Raw genomic sequence first — 17,210 nt, 5'->3', positions numbered from 1 at the left:
CCCGGCCGCCGCTGCGTTAGCGTCTCGGCGTGACCGACGACGACTGGCCGCGTACCGAAGAACAAGCGCTGGCCGTGCAGGACGCCCTGCGCCCCCGGCTGCTCGGCGGCCCCGGGCCCGCCCGGCCGGCGACCGTCGCCGGTCTCGACGTGGCCTATCACGAGGACGGCGAGCGCCTGGCCGCCGCGATCGTCGTGCTGGACGCCGCGGACCACCGGGTCGTCGACACCGCCGTGGTGCAGGGCCGGGCGGCTTTCCCGTACGTGCCCGGGCTGTTCGCCTTCCGGGAGATCCCGGCGCTGCTGGCGGCCCTGGACCGGCTCACCGTGCGGCCCGAGGTGCTCGTCTGCGACGGTCACGGGCTGGCCCATCCGCGGCGGTTCGGGCTGGCCTGCCACCTGGGTGTGCTCACCGGCCGGCCGTCCTTCGGCGTCGGCAAGACCCCGCTGGTCGGCCGCTGGACGGGGCCGGGCGAGCGCCGGGGTGACCGGTCCGACCTGGTCGACGCCGGGCAGACCGTGGGGGCGGTGCTGCGTACCCGGGACGGCGTGAAGCCCGTCTTCGTCTCCGTCGGGCATCGGATGGACCTGGACTCCGCGTGCGCGCTGACCCTGGCGCTGACCCCGCGGTTCCGGCTGCCGGAGACGACCCGGGCGGCCGACCGGGCCTGCCGCGACGCCCTGCTCGGCGGGTCGACCGGGATGTAACAGTCCCGACACGGTGACGCCACGCCGTTGCGACCCGGCGGTCGTGGCAGCTCCGCTAGGGTCGGCGGGTCGAACATCGTGCCGAGGAGTGACCTTTGTCTGATCTGTCCGAGCTCGTCAAGGCCTACGACGTTCGTGGCGTTGTGCCCGACCAGCTCAACGAGACCGTGGCCCGCGCCCTGGGCACGGCCTTCGTCGAGATGCTCCGGGAGGCGGGCGACGACGCGGACCGGATCGTGCTGGCCCACGACATGCGCGAGACCGGCCCCGCGCTGGCCGCCGCCTTCGCCGCCGGGGTCAACTCGGCGGGCGCCACGGTCGTGCACATCGGTCTCGGCTCCACCGACCAGCTCTACTACGCCTCCGGGGTGCTCGGCCTGCCCGGCGCCATGTTCACCGCCAGCCACAACCCGGCGCAGTACAACGGCATCAAGCTGTGCCGGGCCGGCGCCCGCCCGGTGGGCCAGGACAGCGGCCTGGTCATCGTCCGCCAGCGGGCCGAGGAGCTGCTGAACGACCTCGACGCGGTGGCCGAGGTGCCGCCGGCGATCGAGCACCGCAACCTGCTCGCCGACTACGCCCGGCACCTGCGCGGCCTGGTCGACCTCTCCGGCATCCGGCCGCTCAAGGTCGTCGTCGACGCGGGCAACGGCATGGGCGGGTACACCGTGCCGGCCGTGCTCGGCGACCAGGAGCTCAGCGCGCTGCCGCTGGAGATCGTGCCGCTCTACTTCGAGCTGGACGGCTCCTTCCCCAACCACGAGGCCAACCCGCTGGACCCGGCCAACCTGGTCGACCTGCAGGCGGCCGTCCGCGAGCACGGCGCCGACCTGGGCCTGGCGTTCGACGGCGACGCCGACCGCTGCTTCGTGGTGGACGAGAACGGCGACCCGGTCTCCCCGTCGGCGATCACCGCGCTGGTGGCCAAGCGCGAGCTGGCCAAGTTCCCGGGCAGCACGGTCATCCACAACGTGATCACCTCCGCCGCGGTGCCCGAGATCATCGCCGAGAACGGCGGCGTGGCGGTCCGCAGCCGGGTCGGCCACTCCTTCATCAAGGCCGAGATGGCCCGGACCAACGCGGTGTTCGGCGGCGAGCACTCCGCGCACTACTACTTCCGCGACTTCTGGTTCGCCGACACCGGCATGCTCGCCGCGATGCACGTGCTGGCCGCCCTCGGTGGCCAGGGGCAGCCGCTGTCGCAGTTCGCGGCGGAGTTCGAGCGCTACAGCGCCTCGGGTGAGATCAACAGCACGGTTGCCGACGCGGCCGCCAAGGTGGCCGAGGTGCGGGCCGCGTTCTCCGACGCCACCTTCGACGAGTTGGACGGCATGACCGTGCTGCTGAGCGACGGCGCCTGGTTCAACCTGCGCGCCTCCAACACCGAGCCGCTGCTGCGGCTGAACGTGGAGGCCGGCAAGCCGGACCGGATGGCCGCCGTGCGTGACCGGGTGCTCGGTATCGTTCGCGGTTAGGATCACCTGGTTCCGCAATGCCCGCGCACGCTTAAGGAGCCGTTCGGTGGCCCTCGACCCGCAGCTGCTGGAGATTCTGGCCTGCCCGGACACACACCACGCGCCGCTGGAGTACGACGCCGGCGCGCAGACGCTGACCTGCACCGAGTGCCACCGCGTCTTCCCGGTGCGGGACGACATCCCGGTTCTGCTCCTGGACGAGGCGATCACCGAGGGAAAGGCCTCCTGATGGCCGCGCCGAGGGAGGGCGGGACCGGCCTGACCGGCCGCCGGGAGGCCGACGAGGCGCTGCTCGAGGACGAGAAGGCGATGCTAGAGAGCGACCCGGGCGGCATGCTGCGGGCCACCGCGTCGGCCGGCGCCCAGGTCCGCGAGTCGGCCGCGCTGGCCGCCGAGGCCAACCTGAGCGCGCTCGCCGACGAGGGCCGGCCCCGCGCCGTCGTGGTCGCCGGCATCGGCACCGCCGGGCTGACCGGCAACATCCTGGCCACCGTGGCCGGTCCCCGCTGCCCGGTCCCGGTCATCGGGCACCGCAGCGCGGGCGTGCCCGGCTGGGTCGGCGCGGCCGACGTGGTCATCGCCGTGTCCGCCAGCGGTCGCAGCCCCGAGGCGCTGGCCGCCGCGGACGCCGCCGCCCGCCGCGGCGCGCGCCTGGTGGCCATCGGCAACCCCGACTCCGAGCTGCAGGCCATGGCCGAGCGGGCCCGGGCGCCGTTCATCCCGGTGCCGCGGCGCGCCCCGGCCCGGGCCAGCCTGTGGGGCCTGGCCGTGCCGGTGCTGCTGGCCGCCCGCAGCCTGGGGCTGGTCAAGGTCAACGAGGCCGACCTGGCCGAGACGGCCGCCCGCCTGGACGCCGACGCCGAGCGCTGCCGTGCGGGGGCCGAGTCCTTCGTCAACCCGGCGAAGTCGCTGGCGCTGGGCCTGGCCGGCTCGATCCCCATCGTGTGGGGCTCGTCGCCGCTCGCCACCGTCGCCGCCCGGCGCTTCGCCGACACCCTGGCCGCCAACGCCCGCTACCCGGTGATGGCCGGCGCGCTCGGCGAGGCCGGCCGCGGCCGGGTCGGGCTGCTCGACGGGCCGTTCGGCGGCCTGGCCGAGTCGTCGCGCGACATCTTCGCCGACCCCGACGCCGAGGAGGAGAATTCCACCCGGCTGCGCCTGGTGGTGCTGCGCGACGGCGGCCTCAACCCCGAGGACGAGGCCGACGAGCCGGTCGCCGTGGAGGAGCGCCGCGCGGACGCGGTGCAGACCCTGGCGGAACGCCGCGGCGTGCGCTGCGACGTGGTCACCGCTGAGGGCGGCTCCGCCCTGGAGCGGCTGGCCTCGCTGGTCGCGGTGCCCGACTTCGCGTCCATCTACCTGGCGCTGGCCCACGGCCTGGACCCGATGGCCGTGCCGGCCATCAACGAGATGAAGGAGCTCAGCAACCTCATGCCGGAGGGACTCCAGTGAGTGCGGGTGGCGGCACCAGGGCGATCATCGCGGCGCTGGGGGCCAACCTCGGCATCGCGGCCACCAAGTTCGTCGCCTGGCTGCTGACCGGCTCGTCGTCGATGCTGGCCGAGTCGATCCACTCGGTCGCCGACTCCGGCAACCAGGCCCTGCTGCTGCTCGGCGGCAAGCGGGCGCAGCGCCGGGCCACCCCGGAGCACCCCTTCGGGTACGGCCGGGAACGCTACATCTACGCGTTCATCGTCTCGATCGTGCTGTTCAGCGTGGGCGGCCTCTTCGCGCTGTACGAGGCGTACCACAAGATCCAGCACCCCGAGCCGATCGACGCCTGGCAGTGGGTGCCCATCGTGGTGCTGCTCGTCGCGATCGGGCTGGAGAGCTACTCGTTCCGTACGGCGATCGTGGAGTCCAACCACACCCGCGGCAAGATCTCGTGGGTCAACTTCGTGCGCCGCGCCAAGGCCCCCGAGCTGCCGGTCGTGCTGCTCGAGGACGCCGGCGCGCTCGTCGGCCTGGTGTTCGCGCTGTTCGGCGTCACGCTGACGCTGATCACCGGCGACGGCGTGTGGGACGGCATCGGCACCGCGGCGATCGGCCTGCTGCTGGTGGCCATCGCCGTCGTGCTGGCCCTGGAGACCAAGAGCCTGCTGCTCGGCGAGGGCGCCAACCCGGAGGACGTGACCACGATCGAGCAGGCGATCATGGCCGGCCCCGGGGTCGAGCGCATCATCCACATGAAGACGCTGCACCTGGGCCCCGAGGAGCTGCTGGTGGCGGCCAAGATCGCCGTGCAGCCCTCGGAGCGGGCGGCGGACGTCGCCCGGCACATCAACGAGACCGAGGCCCGGATCCGCGAGGCGCTGCCCATCGCCCGGGTCATCTACCTCGAGCCCGACATCTACAGCCCGCAGGCCGGGGCGGTGTCGGCGGCCGACGCCGGCACGCAGCCGGCGACGGCGTAACTCTCACGGACGGGGGCGGCTGTGGCTGCTGTTCTCCCACTGCGCGGCGTCATCCGCCCGTACGCCTGGGGCTCGCGCAGCGCGATCGCCGGGCTCCAGGGCCGGCCGGCGCCCAGCGACGCCCCCGAGGCCGAGCTGTGGCTGGGCGCCCACCCGGGCGACCCGTCCACGGTGACCGGGCCGGACGGGCCGGTCAGCCTGGCGGCGCTGATCGGTGACGACCCGAAGGGCCAGCTCGGGGCGGAGGTCGTGGACGAGTTCGGCCCCCGCCTGCCGTACCTGATGAAGGTCCTGGCCGCCGAGGCGCCGCTGTCGTTGCAGGCCCACCCGGACGCGGCGTACGCGAAGCGGGCGTACGCGGCCCAGGAGGCCGATCCGGCGGTGCCGCGCAACTACACCGACGAGCACCACAAGCCGGAGATGCTGGTCGCGCTCACGCCGTTCGAGGCGCTGTGCGGCTTCCGCGCCCCGGACGTGTCGGCGGCAGTGATCGAGGCCCTGGGCCTCGCGCGCCTGGCCCCGGTGGTCGCGGCGCTGCGGGCCGGCCCGGCCGGCCTGCGCGACGCCGTCCGCGTGCTGTTGAGCTGGCCGGCGGACGACCGCGCGGCGCTGATCGCGGACGTGGTCAAGGCCGCGCGCGGCGGCGGCGAGTACGCCCGCAGCCATACGCTGGCGGCCGACCTGGCCGGCCGCTATCCGCAGGACCCCGGGGTCCTGGTCGCCCTCCTGCTCCACCAGGTGAGCCTGGCGCCGGGCGAGGCGATCTGGATGCCCGCGGGCAACCTGCACGCCTACCTGAGCGGCATGGGCGTCGAGATCATGGCGGCCAGTGACAACGTGCTGCGCGGCGGCCTGACCCCGAAGCGGGTGGACGTCGAGGAGTTGCTGCGGGTGCTGCGCTTCGAGGTGCTGGACGACCCGATCCTGCGGGCCACGCCGGTGGCGCCCGGGGTGCAGACCTGGCCGGTGCCGGTCCGCGAGTTCGCGCTGTACCGGGTCGAGCTGACCCCGGCGGCCCCGCCGTTGCGCCTGCCGGGGGAGGGGCCCCGGATCGTGCTGGGCATCCGGGGTGACGTGTTCGTGGCGGAGGCCGTGGACGGCACCCCGGTCGAGGTGACGCCGGGAACGGCGGCGTACGTCCCGGCCGAGACGGGTCCGGCGACGCTGGCGGGCGTCGGCGAGGTGTTCGTGGCGGCCGTCGCCTCCTGACGCCGGGCGCGGGCGGGGCTCTGCGAGGATTTCTCGCATGCATAGTGCGGCGGAGCTGAAGATTCGTGCGGGTGGCGTGGCCGACGTGCCGGCGGTGCTGGCGCTGCTCGACGGGGCGGTGCGCTGGCTGGTGGCGCAGGACCGTCCGGGGCAATGGGGCACGCGACCGCTCTCGGCCGAGCCGCGGCAGCACGCGCGGATCAGCGGGTGGGCTGAGGCGGGTCTGCTGCATCTGGCCTGCCTGGCCGGCCGGCCGGTGGGCGCGCTGGCCGTGGGGGAGGCGCCGGGTCACATCCCGCCCGCCCCGGAGCCGGAGCTGTACGTGAACCTGCTGGTCACCGACCACGAGTACGCCGGACGGGGCATCGGGGGCCGGCTGCTAGACCAGGCCCGGCGGTTGGCCCGGGAGCGTGGCGTGGGACTGCTGCGGGTGGATTGTTATGCGGGGGACGACCAGGCGCTGGTGCGCTATTACGAACGCGCGGGCTTCCGCCGGGTCAGCCCCTTCTCGGTGGACCTGGCCGACGGCCGGAGCTGGCCGGGGCAGCTCCTGGAGGACCGCCTGGCCGACACGGGGAGCGAGACGGTCGACACACAGGACAATGATTAATGGGCAAATTTCCCGATTTGCTTGACATGCCGTGTGCGGAGTGTGAATCTATAAACACGCAGCGTCATTGGTGATCGGGGGGTCCCACGGACGCGCGCGGTACCAAACCGGGGGGATGAACGGGGCGGCGGATCTTCGGATCCGTCGCCCCGTTCGCTGTCCGGGCGTAAAGTTGTCGGCTACCCCGGCCCCGTCCTCCAGGAGCACGGATGACCAGCACGCTCGCCGCCGGCGACTTCAAGGTCGCCGACCTGTCGCTCGCCGCGTTCGGCCGCAAGGAGATCGAGCTCGCCGAGCACGAGATGCCCGGCCTGATGGCCCTGCGCCGGGAGTACGGACCGAGCCGACCGCTGCGCGGCGCCCGGGTGACCGGTTCGCTGCACATGACCATCCAGACCGCCGTCCTCATCGAGACGCTGACGGCGCTGGGCGCCCGGGTCCGCTGGGCCTCCTGCAACATCTTCTCCACCCAGGACCACGCCGCGGCGGCGGTGGTCGTCGGCCCGGACGGCACCCCCGACGCCCCGGCCGGGGTGCCCGTCTACGCCTGGAAGGGCGAGTCGCTGCCGGAGTACTGGTGGTGCACCGAGCAGGTGCTGCGCTGGCCCGGCGGCGAGGGCCCGAACATGATCCTCGACGACGGCGGCGACGCCACGCTGCTCGTGCACAAGGGCGCCGAGGTCGAGAAGCTCGGCGCCGTCCCGGCCGCGGACCCCGACGACTCGGAGGAATACGCCGTCATCCTCGCCCTGCTGCGGCGCGGCCTGGCCGAGGACGACCGGCGCTGGACCCGGATCGCCGCCGGCATCAAGGGCGTCACCGAGGAGACCACCACCGGGGTGCACCGCCTGTACGAGATGCAGCAGCAGGGCACCCTGCTCTTCCCGGCGATCAACGTCAACGACTCGGTCACCAAGAGCAAGTTCGACAACAGGTACGGCTGCCGGCACTCGCTCATCGACGGCCTCAACCGGGCCACCGACGTGCTGATCGGCGGCAAGGTGGCGGTGGTCTGCGGCTACGGCGACGTCGGCAAGGGCTGCGCCGAGTCGCTGCGCGGGCAGGGCGCCCGGGTCGTCGTCACCGAGATCGACCCGATCTGCGCGCTCCAGGCGGCGATGGACGGCTTCCAGGTCGCCACCCTGGCCGACGTGGTGGCCACGGCCGACATCTTCATCACCGCGACCGGCTGCCTCAACGTCATCACTAGCGAGCACATGGCCGGGATGAAGCACCAGGCCGTCGTCGGCAACATCGGCCACTTCGACAACGAGATCGACATGGCCGGGCTGGCCCGGCGCCGGGACGTGACCCGGGTCCCGGTCAAGCCGCAGGTGGACGAGTGGCGGTTCGCCGACGGTCACTCGGTGCTGGTGCTCTCCGAGGGCCGCCTGCTCAATCTCGGCAACGCGACCGGGCATCCGTCGTTCGTGATGAGCAACAGCTTCTCGAATCAGACGATCGCGCAGATCGAGCTGTTCACCCGGACCGAGGCCTACCCCGTCGGCGTCTACGTGCTGCCCAAGTACCTGGACGAGAAGGTGGCCCGGCTGCATTTGGGCGCGCTGGGCGTGCAGCTGACCGAGCTGACCAAGGAGCAGGCGTCGTACCTCGGCATCGCGGTGGAGGGTCCGTACAAGCCGGACCACTACCGTTACTGACGCCGGCGCCGGCGTGGAAAAGCGAACCGGCGGTTGCCGCCACCGGTCCGCTTCCCTGTCTGCCGGCCACCCCCGCAGGCGGCCCGCAGGTTGCCGCAGGGACCCCGCGGCGTGGTGCGTGGTCCCCCGCCCGACGACCCGCACCAAAGGCTTCCTTCCCTCTCATTACGACACGCTCCGGTCCTAACTGCAAGTGCAGAAAGTGTCGTGCAAGTTGCACTGGGTCACCGGTACGGTGGGTCGCGTGGCCAGGCCGACATCGATGGCCGCGCGCCGGGAGCTCGGTGGCGAGCTGCGCCGGCTGCGCGGGGAACGCCGGGGCGCCGAGGTCGCGGCCCTACTGGGCTGGTCCGAGTCCAAGCTGAGCCGGATCGAGACGGCCCGCACCGGGATCAGCGACGCCGACCTCGAGCGCCTGCTGCGGGTCTACGCCGGTACCCACGGCGACCGCGCGCGGTTGCGCGAACTGGCCCGGCGCGGGCGGGTCCGGGTGTGGTGGGCGCCGTACCGGTCCTCGGTGGCCGAGCCCTACGACGAGTTCGTCGCCTTCGAGGCCGAGGCCGTGGTCATCTGTGAGTGGGAGACGCAGGTGGTGCCCGGTCTGCTGCAGACCGACGAGTACGCGCGCGCGGTGATCGAGGTGGGTGCGGAGGTCCGTGACCCGGAGACCGCGCACCGCCGGACCGCGCTGCGGATGGCCCGGCAGACCGTGCTGACCCGCGACCCGCCGCCGCAGCTGTGCGTGGTTCTGGACGAGTCCGCGCTGCGCCGCGAGGTGGGCGGGCGCGCCGTCCTGCGCCGCCAGGTGCAGCGGCTGTACGAGGCCAGCCAGCGGCCGGGCGTCGAGCTGCGGGTGCTGCCGTTCGCGGCCGGGGCGCACGCGGCGCTGGGTGAGGCGTTCGTCATTTTCGAGTTCGGCCCGGAGCGGGCGCCCGTGGTGCACAGCGAGGACCTGGTCGGCGGACAGTTGCGGACGAAACCCTCGGACGTGCGGGTGTACCGGGAGGCTTTCGCCGATCTGCGACGGCGGGCCCTGTCGGTCCCGGAGACTCGGGAGCTGATCGCCCGAACGGGGCATGCCCTCGGCTGACCGGCGGGCGTTACCCGAGGCGAGTATTCATCCGCGGAAAGGCATGACATTGCAGAAACAAGGCTTGACCTGGCGAAAGAGCACCCGCAGCGCCGCCGCCGGGCACTGTGTCGAGATCGCCTCGGCCGCCGCGGCGGTGTTCGTCCGCGACTCCAAGGACGTCCGCGGACCGGTCCTGGAGTTCGGGACCCGCGGCTGGGCCGAGTTCATCGCCGGCGTCCGGGACGGCGAGTTCGACCGCTGATCGCCGCGGCGGGGGCGGCCGGCGAACGGCCGCCCCCGGGTGTGAGCTGCCTGATAGTTGAGCCGTCGGATGGCGACGTGGCTTGACGGAAGTGGCTCGCTCGTGACTAAGGTATGCCGAGCCTTACTTAGGGATGCCTTAGCGACGGAGTGCCATGCTCGCCACCTACCTCATCGGCCTGCGTGAGGGGTTGGAAGCCACCCTGGTGGTCAGCATCCTCATCGCGTTCCTGGTCAAGTCCGACCGCCGGGACCGGCTCGTCCAGGTCTGGGCCGGCGTCGGCCTCGCCGTGGCGCTGTCGGTCTTCTTCGGCTGGCTGCTGAGCTACACCTCGACGACGCTGCTGCAGAAGTACGAGCAGCGCGAGCTCTTCGAGGCGGTCACCTCCATCCTGGCCGTGGCCTTCGTGACCTGGATGATCTTCTGGATGCGCCGGGCCGCCCGCTCCATCGCCGGTGAGCTGCGCGGCAAGCTCCAGGACGCGCTGGAGGTCGGCTCGATCGCGGTGGCCGTGATGGCCTTCCTCGCCGTCGTCCGCGAGGGCCTCGAGACCTCGCTCATCTTCTACTCCGCCGTGCAGGGCGCCGCCGACAACAGCAGCCCGCTCTACGCGCTGCTGATCGGCATCGCGTCCGCGGTGGTCATCGGCTACCTGATGTACGCCACCGCGGTGCGGATCAACCTCTCGGTCTTCTTCAAGTGGACCGGCGTGCTGCTGATCCTGGTCGCCGCCGGGATCCTGAAGTACGGCGTGCACGACTTCCAGGAGGCGAACGTCCTCCCGGGGCTGAACAGCCTGGCGTACGACATCAGCGGCGTGCTCGACCCCAGCGCCTGGTACACCGCCCTGCTGACCGGCATGTTCAACATCACCCCCACGGCGTCGGTGCTGGAGTCCGTCGCCTGGGTCGCGTACGGCATCCCCGTGCTGATCCTGTTCCTCCGCCCGGCCGGCAAGAAGGCGCCGGTCGTCACCCCCGAACCCGCCCCGGCCCCCGCGCCGCAGCAGTAGGAGAAGCCCCGACCATGCGTACCACCCGAATCCTCGCGCTCGCCGCGGTCGGCGTCCTCGGTGGCGCCCTGGCCGCGTGCGGCGGCGACAAGGCCGACGACACCGCCGCCGGCGCCGCGGGCGGGCCGATCACGGTCAAGGCTTCCGACACCGCCTGCGAGGTCGCCCGGAACAAGGCCGACGCCGGCACCAGCGTCTTCACCATCACCAACGGCGGCAACAAGGTCACCGAGTTCTACGTGTACGCCCCGGGCGACCGGGTCATGGGCGAGGTGGAGAACATCGCGCCCGGCCTGACCCGCGAGCTGCACGTGGAGCTGCCGGCCGGCTCGTACGAGACCGCCTGCAAGCCGGGCATGAGCGGCCGGGGCATCCGGGCCGCGCTGACCGTCGCCGGCTCCTCGGCCCCGCTGACCGACGACGCCGCGCTGGCCGACGCCACCGCCAGCTACTCGCGGTACGTGCGGAGCCAGACCGCCGCGCTGCTGCCCAAGACCGAGGAGTTCGTGGCCGCGGTCAAGGCCGGCGACGTGGCCAAGGCCCGGGCGCTGTTCCCGGTCACCCGCACCTACTGGGAGCGGATCGAGCCGGTCGCGGAGATCTTCGGCGACCTGGACCCGAAGATCGACGGCCGCGAGGAGGTCATCGAGGAGGGCATGGAGTTCACCGGCTTCCACCGCCTCGAGAAGGACCTCTGGGCGGCCAAGCCGGACCTTTCCCAGGACGGCCCGATCGCCGACCGGCTGCTGGCCGACGTCAAGGAGATCGTGGCCAAGGCCGACGCCGAGAAGCTCTCCCCGCTGCAGCTGGCCAACGGCGCCAAGGGCCTGCTCGACGAGGTCGCCACCGGCAAGATCACCGGCGAGGAGGACCGCTACTCGCACACCGACCTGTGGGATTTCAACGCCAACGTCGAGGGTTCCAAGGCCGCCATCGCGGCGCTGCGCCCGGTCCTCGAGGAGCGCGATCCCGCGCTGGTCAAGACGCTCGACACCGAGTTCGCGAACGTGGACGCGGCGCTGGCCAAGTACCGCGACGGCGACGGCTGGAAGCTGCACAACACCCTGAGCGCGGCCGACCTGAAGGGGCTCTCCGACGCGATCAACGCGCTGGCCGAGCCCATCAGCAAAGTCGCCGCGGTCGTCTCGAAGAAGTAGGGGAGCCGGCGTGACGGACAGCATCGTGTCGCGACGGCGGGCCATCGCGCTCGCCGGGGTCGGCGTGGCCGGGGTGGCCGGCGCCGCCGCGGTCGGTGGCGCCCTGATCAAGGGGGCGGCCGACGACGAACCGCACCCGGCCGAGGGGGCCGTGGCGTTCACCGGCGAGCACCAGGCCGGCATCGTCACGCCAGCGCAGGACCGGCTGCACTTCGTCGCGTTCGACGTCATCACCAAGGACCGCGAACGGCTCGTCGGCATGCTGAAGGACTGGACCACCGCGGCGGCGCGGATGACCGCCGGCCGGGACGCCGGCGAGGTGGGCGCGGTCGGCGGCATCCCGGAGGCGCCGCCGGACGACACCGGCGAGGCGCTCGGCCTGCCGCCGTCGGGGCTGACGATCACCGTCGGCTTCGGCCCGACGCTGTTCCGCGACGCGACCGGCAAGGACCGTTTCGGCATCGCCGACCGGCGCCCGCCGGCCCTGGCCGACCTGCCGCACTTCCCGGGCGACCGGCTGGACGACACCATCTCGGGCGGCGACCTGTGCGTGCAGGCCTGCGCCAACGATCCGCAGGTGGCGGTGCACGCGATCCGCAACCTGGCCCGGATCGGCATGGGCGTGGTCAGCGTGCGCTGGTCGCAGCTCGGCTTCGGGCGTACGTCGTCCACGTCGAAGACGCAGGCGACCCCGCGCAACCTGTTCGGCTTCAAGGACGGCACGGCCAACCTCAAGTCCGAGGAGACCGAGCTGCTGCGCGACCACCTCTGGGTGCAGCCGGGCGACGGGCCCGAGTGGATGACCGGCGGGTCGTACCTGGTGAGCCGCAAGATCCGCATGATCGTCGAGACCTGGGACCGGTCGTCGCTGGCCGAGCAGGAGATGATCGTCGGACGGCGGAAGGGCTCCGGCGCCCCGCTGGGCGGCCGGGACGAGTTCGACGAGCCGGACCTCGCGGCCAAGGACGCGGACGGCGAGCCGGTGCTGGCCAAGACCTCGCACGTGCGCCTGGCCCACCCGACGATGAACGGCGGCGCCCGGCTGCTGCGCCGCGGCTACAACTTCGTGGACGGCTCGGACGGGCTGGGCCGGCTCAACGCGGGCCTGTTCTTCATCGCCTACCAGCGCGATCCACGCAAGCAGTTCGTGCCGATCCAGCGCAACCTGTCGCGGATGGACGAGATGAACGAGTACCTCAAGCCGGTCTCCCAGGCGCTGTTCGCCTGCCCGCCGGGCGTGACCGGCCCGGCGGACTACTGGGGCCGGGCGCTGTTCGCCTAGCCTGGATTTCTGCGCCACGCCGGTCCATGATCGGCGGCGGCGCGGCGCATGATCGCCGGGCGGTCACACGGGCTTGAAGGGGACAGTGCAATATTGGATCGCATGAGAGCCCGGGTACTCGTCGTCGATGACGACCCAGCGCTGGCCGAGATGCTCGGCATCGTCCTGCGCAGCGAAGGTTTCCTACCCTCCTTCGTCGCCGACGGCGAGCGCGCCCTTTCCGCGTTCCGGGAGAGCCGGCCGGACATCGTCCTGCTCGACCTGATGCTGCCGGGGATGAGCGGCATCGACGTGGCCCGGGCCATCCGCACCGAGTCGGGCATCCCGATCGTCATGCTGACCGCCAAGAGCGACACGGTCGACGTGGTGCTGGGCCTGGAGTCCGGCGCGGACGACTACGTGGTGAAGCCGTTCAAGCCCAAGGAGCTGGTGGCGCGGATGCGCGCCCGGCTGCGCCGGGGTGAGGACGCCGCGCCCGAGCTGCTGACCATCGGCCCGCCGGGCAACCAGATCACCATCGACGTGCCGGCGCACACCGTCTCCCGCGACGGCGAGGAGGTGAAGCTGACGCCGCTGGAGTTCGACCTGCTGGTCGCGCTGGCCCGCAAGCCGCGTCAGGTCTTCACCCGCGAGGTGCTGCTCGAGCAGGTCTGGGGCTACCGGCACGCGGCCGACACCCGGCTGGTCAACGTGCACGTCCAGCGGCTGCGCGCCAAGATCGAGCCGGACCCCGAGCGCCCGGAGATCATCCTGACCGTGCGCGGTGTCGGATACAAGGCGGGCACCGGGTAGGGCCCGGCGGGGGATAACCTTGCCCCCGAGATGCATGCTCCCGCCTGGTTACCGATGCCTGTCCGCCGCACCCTGAGGGTGGTGCGGCGCCAGTGGCGCGTCGGCCTGCGCCACGGCCGCCGGGTGACCGCGCCCGCCCGCCGCGCCTGGCGCCGTTCGCTGCACCTGCGCGTGGTCACCCTGACCCTGGTCGCGTCCAGCCTGCTGGTCGGCGGGTTCGGCTGGTTCATCGCCGACCGCAGCACCCAGATCCTGCTGGACCGGGCCGAGGACGAGGTCAAGGCCCAGATGCAGGGCAAGGTGGAGTACGCGATCGACCAGCTCACCGTCCACCCGCAGGCGCGCGACCCGCGGCTGCCGACGACCTTCGTCGACACGGTGGCCCGGCTCGCCGACGGCGACTCCGCCGAGAGCGGCGGCGCCATCGTCGCGCTGCGGGCCGACACCATCCCGGAGATCAAGCCGGAGACCTCGATCAAGGTCGACACCACGCCGCTGATCACCCCCGACCTGGTCCGCACGGTGGCCGACTCCGGCCAGGTGGCCCAGCAGATCCGCACCGCCGAGGTGGGCGGCGTGCGCACCAAGTACCTGGTGTACGGCTCCCCGGTGCCGACCAGCTTCGGCCACGTCGAGCTCTACTACCTCGTGCCGCTGACCACCGAGGACCGCGCGGCCAACGAGATCCGCACCACCGTGCTGGTCACCGGCCTGGCCCTGGTGATCCTGCTGGGCGTGGTGGCCGGCCTGGTCACCCGGATGGTGGTCACGCCGGTACGGGTGGCCGCCCGGACCGCCCAGCGGCTCTCCGCCGGCCTGCTCGACCAGCGCATGAAGGTCGATGGCGAGGACGACCTGGCCCTGCTGGCCGCCTCCTTCAACCAGATGGCGGCCAACCTGCAGCGCCAGATCGTCCGGCTGGAGGAGATGTCCCGGCTGCAGCGGCGCTTCACCTCGGACGTCTCGCACGAGCTGCGCACCCCGCTGACCACCGTACGGATGGCCGCCGACCTGATCTTCTCCGAGCGCGAGGACTTCGACCCCGCCGTGGCCCGCAGCGCCGAGCTGCTCCAGGCCGAGCTGGACCGGTTCGAGAGCCTGCTCACCGACCTGCTGGAGATCAGCCGGTTCGACGCGGGCTTCGCCGCCCTCGACGCCGAGCACACCGACCTGGTGCCGATCGTCGAGCGGGTCGCCGAGCGCCTGGGCGGGCTGGCCGAGCGGGTCGGCGTCACCATCGAGCTGCGGCTGCCGGAGACCCCGGTCATCGCCGAGGTCGACCCCCGCCGCATCGAGCGCGTGCTGCGCAACCTGGTCGGCAACGCCGTCGAGCACGGCGAGGGCCGCCCGGTCGAGGTCACGCTGGCCAGCGACGAGGCGGCGGTCGCGGTCACCGTGCGCGACCACGGCGTCGGGCTCAAACCGGGGGAGGAGCGCCTGGTGTTCAACCGGTTCTGGCGGGCCGACCCGTCCCGGGCCCGGCAGACCGGCGGCACCGGGCTGGGCCTGTCCATCTCGGTGGAGGACGCCCGGCTGCACGGCGGCTGGCTGGAGGCCTGGGGCGAGCCGGGCGGCGGCGCGCAGTTCCGGCTCACCGTCCCGGTGCGCTCCGGTGACCGCCTGGTCGCCGCCCCGCTGCCGCTCATCCCCCGGGACCGCGCGGTGGACGCGGCGCCGCTCGCCGTCGAGGCGGCCACCGACGGCGGCGAGGCCGCCGGCCGGCCCGCCGAGGTGGCCCGGTGAGGCGGCGCCTGCGGCTGCTGCTCGCCGCGCCGCTGGTCGCCGCCGTGCTGACCGGCGGCTGCGGCATCCCGGACAGCACCGAGGTCCAGCGGGTCGGCCCGGGGCCCTCGACCGGCACCTCCACCGGCGGCGAGGCCGCGCCCATCCGGCACGACCGCATCGCCAGCTCCGAGCCGGGCCAGTTCGTGCGCTACTACCTGGAGGCGGCGGCCGGGGATCCGAACGGCGCGATGGAACGCGTCAAGCGGTTCCTCTCGCCGACGGCGGCCGCGACCTTCAAGGCGCCCCCGGCCGAGATCCGGGTGATCCATCTCGTCGACACGCCGCTGGTCAATCCGGGCAGCGACGAGGTGACGCTGCGCACCCGGACGGTCGGGGTGCTGAGCCGCAACGGGGTGCTCAACACGGCCGCCGACACCCCGCCGGACTACGAGTTCACCATCTCCAGCACCGCCGGGCAGAGCGGGCTGTTCGTCACGAAGGCGCCGCCGGTGCTGATGATCACCGACGACGCGCTGAACAACTTCTACGACCGCCGCGAGCTGTACTTCTGGAACTTCGAGAACACCGGCCTGGTCCCGGACACCCGCTACGTGCCCCGGGACCTGCCGTCCGAGCAGGGACCCAACGAGATCATCAAGTGGCTGATCGACGGGCCGTCGCCGCTGCTCGAGGACGCGGTGACGCCGCTGCCCGACGGCACCCAGCTGGACGGCAACGTGCCCGCGCCCAGCGACGACCGGCTTCGGGTCAGCCTCAACGGCCAGGCGGCGCAGCCGGACGACCCCGCCGGGCTGGAGCGGCTGCGCCGTCAGCTCATGTGGTCGCTGCGCTCCAACGAGTGGCACACCCTCGAGCTCAAGGTCGGCAGCCAGGACAGCACGGAGTACCGGGGCACCGACTACTACACCAGCAACCCGGCCTACGCGCTGGCGGCGACGCCGGAGCGCTTCGTGATCTACAACGGCCAGGTCCGCCGGATGTCGCGCTCCCCGTACGCCACCGAGCCCGTGCCGGTCCTGCGCCCGGAGGACAACCGTTTCGTGCGGGCCGCGGCCTTCTCCGGGGCCGGCACCCGGCGCTTCGCCGCCCTGGTGGTCACCGCCGGCGGCCGCCAGGAGCTGCGGGTACGCGCCACCGCCGCGGACGAGAAGGTGGCCCTGGCCCGGATCGTGCTGCCGAAGGGGGTGACCGGCCAGCCCGTCTGGGCGATCACGTCGGCCGAGCCCAACGTGGCCGCCGTCGGCCTGATCACCGTCGGCGGGCGGCTGTACAGCTTCAGCTCGGACGGCGGCGCGCTCGCCCGGGTCGACGGCGTGGGCGACGGCATCTCGGCGGTCGCGGTCGCCCCCGACGGCCGGCGGCTCGCGCTGGTCTCGCGCGGCCGGCTCTTCGCCGGGGCGCTGTCCACCAGCGGCGACGGCGTGCAGGTCCCGCTCGTCAAGCAGGTCCTGGCGGCGCCGTTGAGCCAGGTCAGCGCCGTGGACTGGAGCAGCGAGACGTGGCTGGCGGCGGCCGGCACCCGGGCCGACAATGGCCGGGTGGCGATCATCGAGATGACGGTCGACGGCAGCTCCGTGTCGGAACGCCTGGCCGACATCGGCACCAAGAGCGTCAGCTACCTCACCGCCTATCCGGTCAGCCCGGTCAGCGGCAGCAAGAGCTCCGACACGATCGCGTACGTGGCCGACGGGGACGCGTTCGACGTGCTGTCCGGGCCGGTCCGGATCGGCGTGGCCGATCTGGCGGACCCGGTGCCCAACCCGCCGTCCGGGGTGAAGCCCACCGCCCCGTTCTTCCTGCGCTGAGCGGCG

16 protein-coding genes are annotated in these 17,210 nt (G+C 72.8%); all 16 read left to right on the top strand.

Annotated elements, in window-relative coordinates; all coding sequences use genetic code 11:
• Positions 1–29 precede the first annotated feature (29 nt).
• The 16 genes from Ani05nite_RS28700 (at position 30) to Ani05nite_RS28625 (ending at position 17,204) form a co-directional block, all read left to right on the top strand.
• The gene (locus tag Ani05nite_RS28700) at positions 30–707 is read left to right on the top strand and encodes an endonuclease V (protein ID WP_203773471.1); all 678 of its coding nucleotides are present in this window, start codon (positions 30–32) and stop codon (positions 705–707) included.
• Between the two features lie 95 nt (positions 708–802).
• The gene (locus Ani05nite_RS28695) at positions 803–2,182 is read left to right on the top strand and encodes a phosphomannomutase/phosphoglucomutase (RefSeq protein WP_203773469.1); all 1,380 of its coding nucleotides are present in this window, start codon (positions 803–805) and stop codon (positions 2,180–2,182) included.
• 46 nt (positions 2,183–2,228) lie between these two features.
• Positions 2,229–2,411 carry a Trm112 family protein gene (locus Ani05nite_RS28690; RefSeq protein ID WP_203773467.1) on the top strand — a complete coding sequence of 61 codons (183 nt, stop codon included), beginning with the start codon at positions 2,229–2,231 and terminating at the stop codon, positions 2,409–2,411.
• Entirely contained in the window at positions 2,411–3,634 is a 1,224-nt protein-coding gene (locus Ani05nite_RS28685; RefSeq protein ID WP_203773465.1) for an SIS domain-containing protein, read from the top strand. The genes Ani05nite_RS28690 and Ani05nite_RS28685 overlap by 1 nt, the downstream gene beginning before the upstream one ends.
• A complete protein-coding gene (locus tag Ani05nite_RS28680) occupies positions 3,631–4,596 on the top strand; it encodes a cation diffusion facilitator family transporter (protein ID WP_203773463.1) in 966 nt (321 codons plus the stop codon). Before Ani05nite_RS28685 ends, Ani05nite_RS28680 begins: the two co-directional genes overlap by 4 nt.
• Positions 4,597–4,617: 21 nt before the next feature.
• Positions 4,618–5,805 carry a mannose-6-phosphate isomerase, class I gene (gene manA / locus Ani05nite_RS28675; protein WP_203773461.1) on the top strand — a complete coding sequence of 396 codons (1,188 nt, stop codon included), beginning with the start codon at positions 4,618–4,620 and terminating at the stop codon, positions 5,803–5,805.
• 37 nt (positions 5,806–5,842) lie between these two features.
• On the top strand, positions 5,843–6,415 hold the full coding sequence (locus tag Ani05nite_RS28670) for a GNAT family N-acetyltransferase (protein WP_203773459.1): 573 nt from the start codon (positions 5,843–5,845) through the stop codon (positions 6,413–6,415).
• Between the two features lie 209 nt (positions 6,416–6,624).
• Positions 6,625–8,076: an adenosylhomocysteinase gene (gene ahcY, locus Ani05nite_RS28665; RefSeq protein ID WP_203773457.1), complete on the top strand. Its 1,452-nt coding sequence runs from the start codon at positions 6,625–6,627 to the stop codon at positions 8,074–8,076.
• A 244-nt stretch (positions 8,077–8,320) separates the two neighbouring features.
• Positions 8,321–9,166, top strand: a complete 846-nt coding sequence (locus Ani05nite_RS28660; RefSeq protein ID WP_239130717.1) for a helix-turn-helix domain-containing protein — start codon at positions 8,321–8,323, stop codon at positions 9,164–9,166.
• 43 nt (positions 9,167–9,209) lie between these two features.
• Positions 9,210–9,410, top strand: coding sequence for a DUF397 domain-containing protein (locus Ani05nite_RS28655; RefSeq protein WP_203773455.1), 201 nt, complete (start codon positions 9,210–9,212; stop codon positions 9,408–9,410).
• 154 nt (positions 9,411–9,564) lie between these two features.
• Positions 9,565–10,422 (top strand): iron uptake transporter permease EfeU, encoded by an 858-nt coding sequence (gene efeU, locus Ani05nite_RS28650; protein ID WP_203773453.1) that lies wholly within the window; start codon positions 9,565–9,567, stop codon positions 10,420–10,422.
• Positions 10,423–10,436: 14 nt separating this feature from the next.
• On the top strand, positions 10,437–11,579 hold the full coding sequence (efeO, locus tag Ani05nite_RS28645; RefSeq protein WP_203773451.1) for an iron uptake system protein EfeO: 1,143 nt from the start codon (positions 10,437–10,439) through the stop codon (positions 11,577–11,579).
• Between the two features lie 10 nt (positions 11,580–11,589).
• Positions 11,590–12,861 carry an iron uptake transporter deferrochelatase/peroxidase subunit gene (gene efeB, locus Ani05nite_RS28640; protein ID WP_203773449.1) on the top strand — a complete coding sequence of 424 codons (1,272 nt, stop codon included), beginning with the start codon at positions 11,590–11,592 and terminating at the stop codon, positions 12,859–12,861.
• A gap of 102 nt (positions 12,862–12,963) precedes the next feature.
• Complete coding sequence (gene mtrA / locus Ani05nite_RS28635) at positions 12,964–13,653, top strand: MtrAB system response regulator MtrA (RefSeq protein ID WP_203773447.1); 690 nt, start codon at positions 12,964–12,966, stop codon at positions 13,651–13,653.
• 54 nt (positions 13,654–13,707) lie between these two features.
• Positions 13,708–15,396 (top strand): MtrAB system histidine kinase MtrB, encoded by a 1,689-nt coding sequence (gene mtrB / locus Ani05nite_RS28630; protein WP_203773445.1) that lies wholly within the window; start codon positions 13,708–13,710, stop codon positions 15,394–15,396.
• Positions 15,393–17,204, top strand: coding sequence for an LpqB family beta-propeller domain-containing protein (locus tag Ani05nite_RS28625; protein ID WP_203773443.1), 1,812 nt, complete (start codon positions 15,393–15,395; stop codon positions 17,202–17,204). Before mtrB ends, Ani05nite_RS28625 begins: the two co-directional genes overlap by 4 nt.
• Positions 17,205–17,210: the final 6 nt, after the last annotated feature.

This window comes from Actinoplanes nipponensis (genome assembly GCF_016862275.1).
Lineage (GTDB): Bacteria > Actinomycetota > Actinomycetes > Mycobacteriales > Micromonosporaceae > Actinoplanes > Actinoplanes nipponensis.
This window is presented reverse-complemented; position numbering and strand designations above follow the sequence as displayed.

What these genes read in the sequence shown, in the direction of transcription:
- efeO (WP_203773451.1), top strand. Translation starts at nt 10,437, where the DNA reads ATGCGTACCACCCGAATCCTCGCGCTCGCCGCGGTCGGCGTCCTCGGT.
- mtrA (WP_203773447.1), top strand. Translation starts at nt 12,964, where the DNA reads ATGAGAGCCCGGGTACTCGTCGTCGATGACGACCCAGCGCTGGCCGAG.
- Ani05nite_RS28670 (WP_203773459.1), top strand. Translation starts at nt 5,843, where the DNA reads ATGCATAGTGCGGCGGAGCTGAAGATTCGTGCGGGTGGCGTGGCCGAC.
- ahcY (WP_203773457.1), top strand. Translation starts at nt 6,625, where the DNA reads ATGACCAGCACGCTCGCCGCCGGCGACTTCAAGGTCGCCGACCTGTCG.
- Ani05nite_RS28685 (WP_203773465.1), top strand. Translation starts at nt 2,411, where the DNA reads ATGGCCGCGCCGAGGGAGGGCGGGACCGGCCTGACCGGCCGCCGGGAG.
- Ani05nite_RS28655 (WP_203773455.1), top strand. Translation starts at nt 9,210, where the DNA reads ATGACATTGCAGAAACAAGGCTTGACCTGGCGAAAGAGCACCCGCAGC.
- efeU (WP_203773453.1), top strand. Translation starts at nt 9,565, where the DNA reads ATGCTCGCCACCTACCTCATCGGCCTGCGTGAGGGGTTGGAAGCCACC.
- mtrB (WP_203773445.1), top strand. Translation starts at nt 13,708, where the DNA reads ATGCCTGTCCGCCGCACCCTGAGGGTGGTGCGGCGCCAGTGGCGCGTC.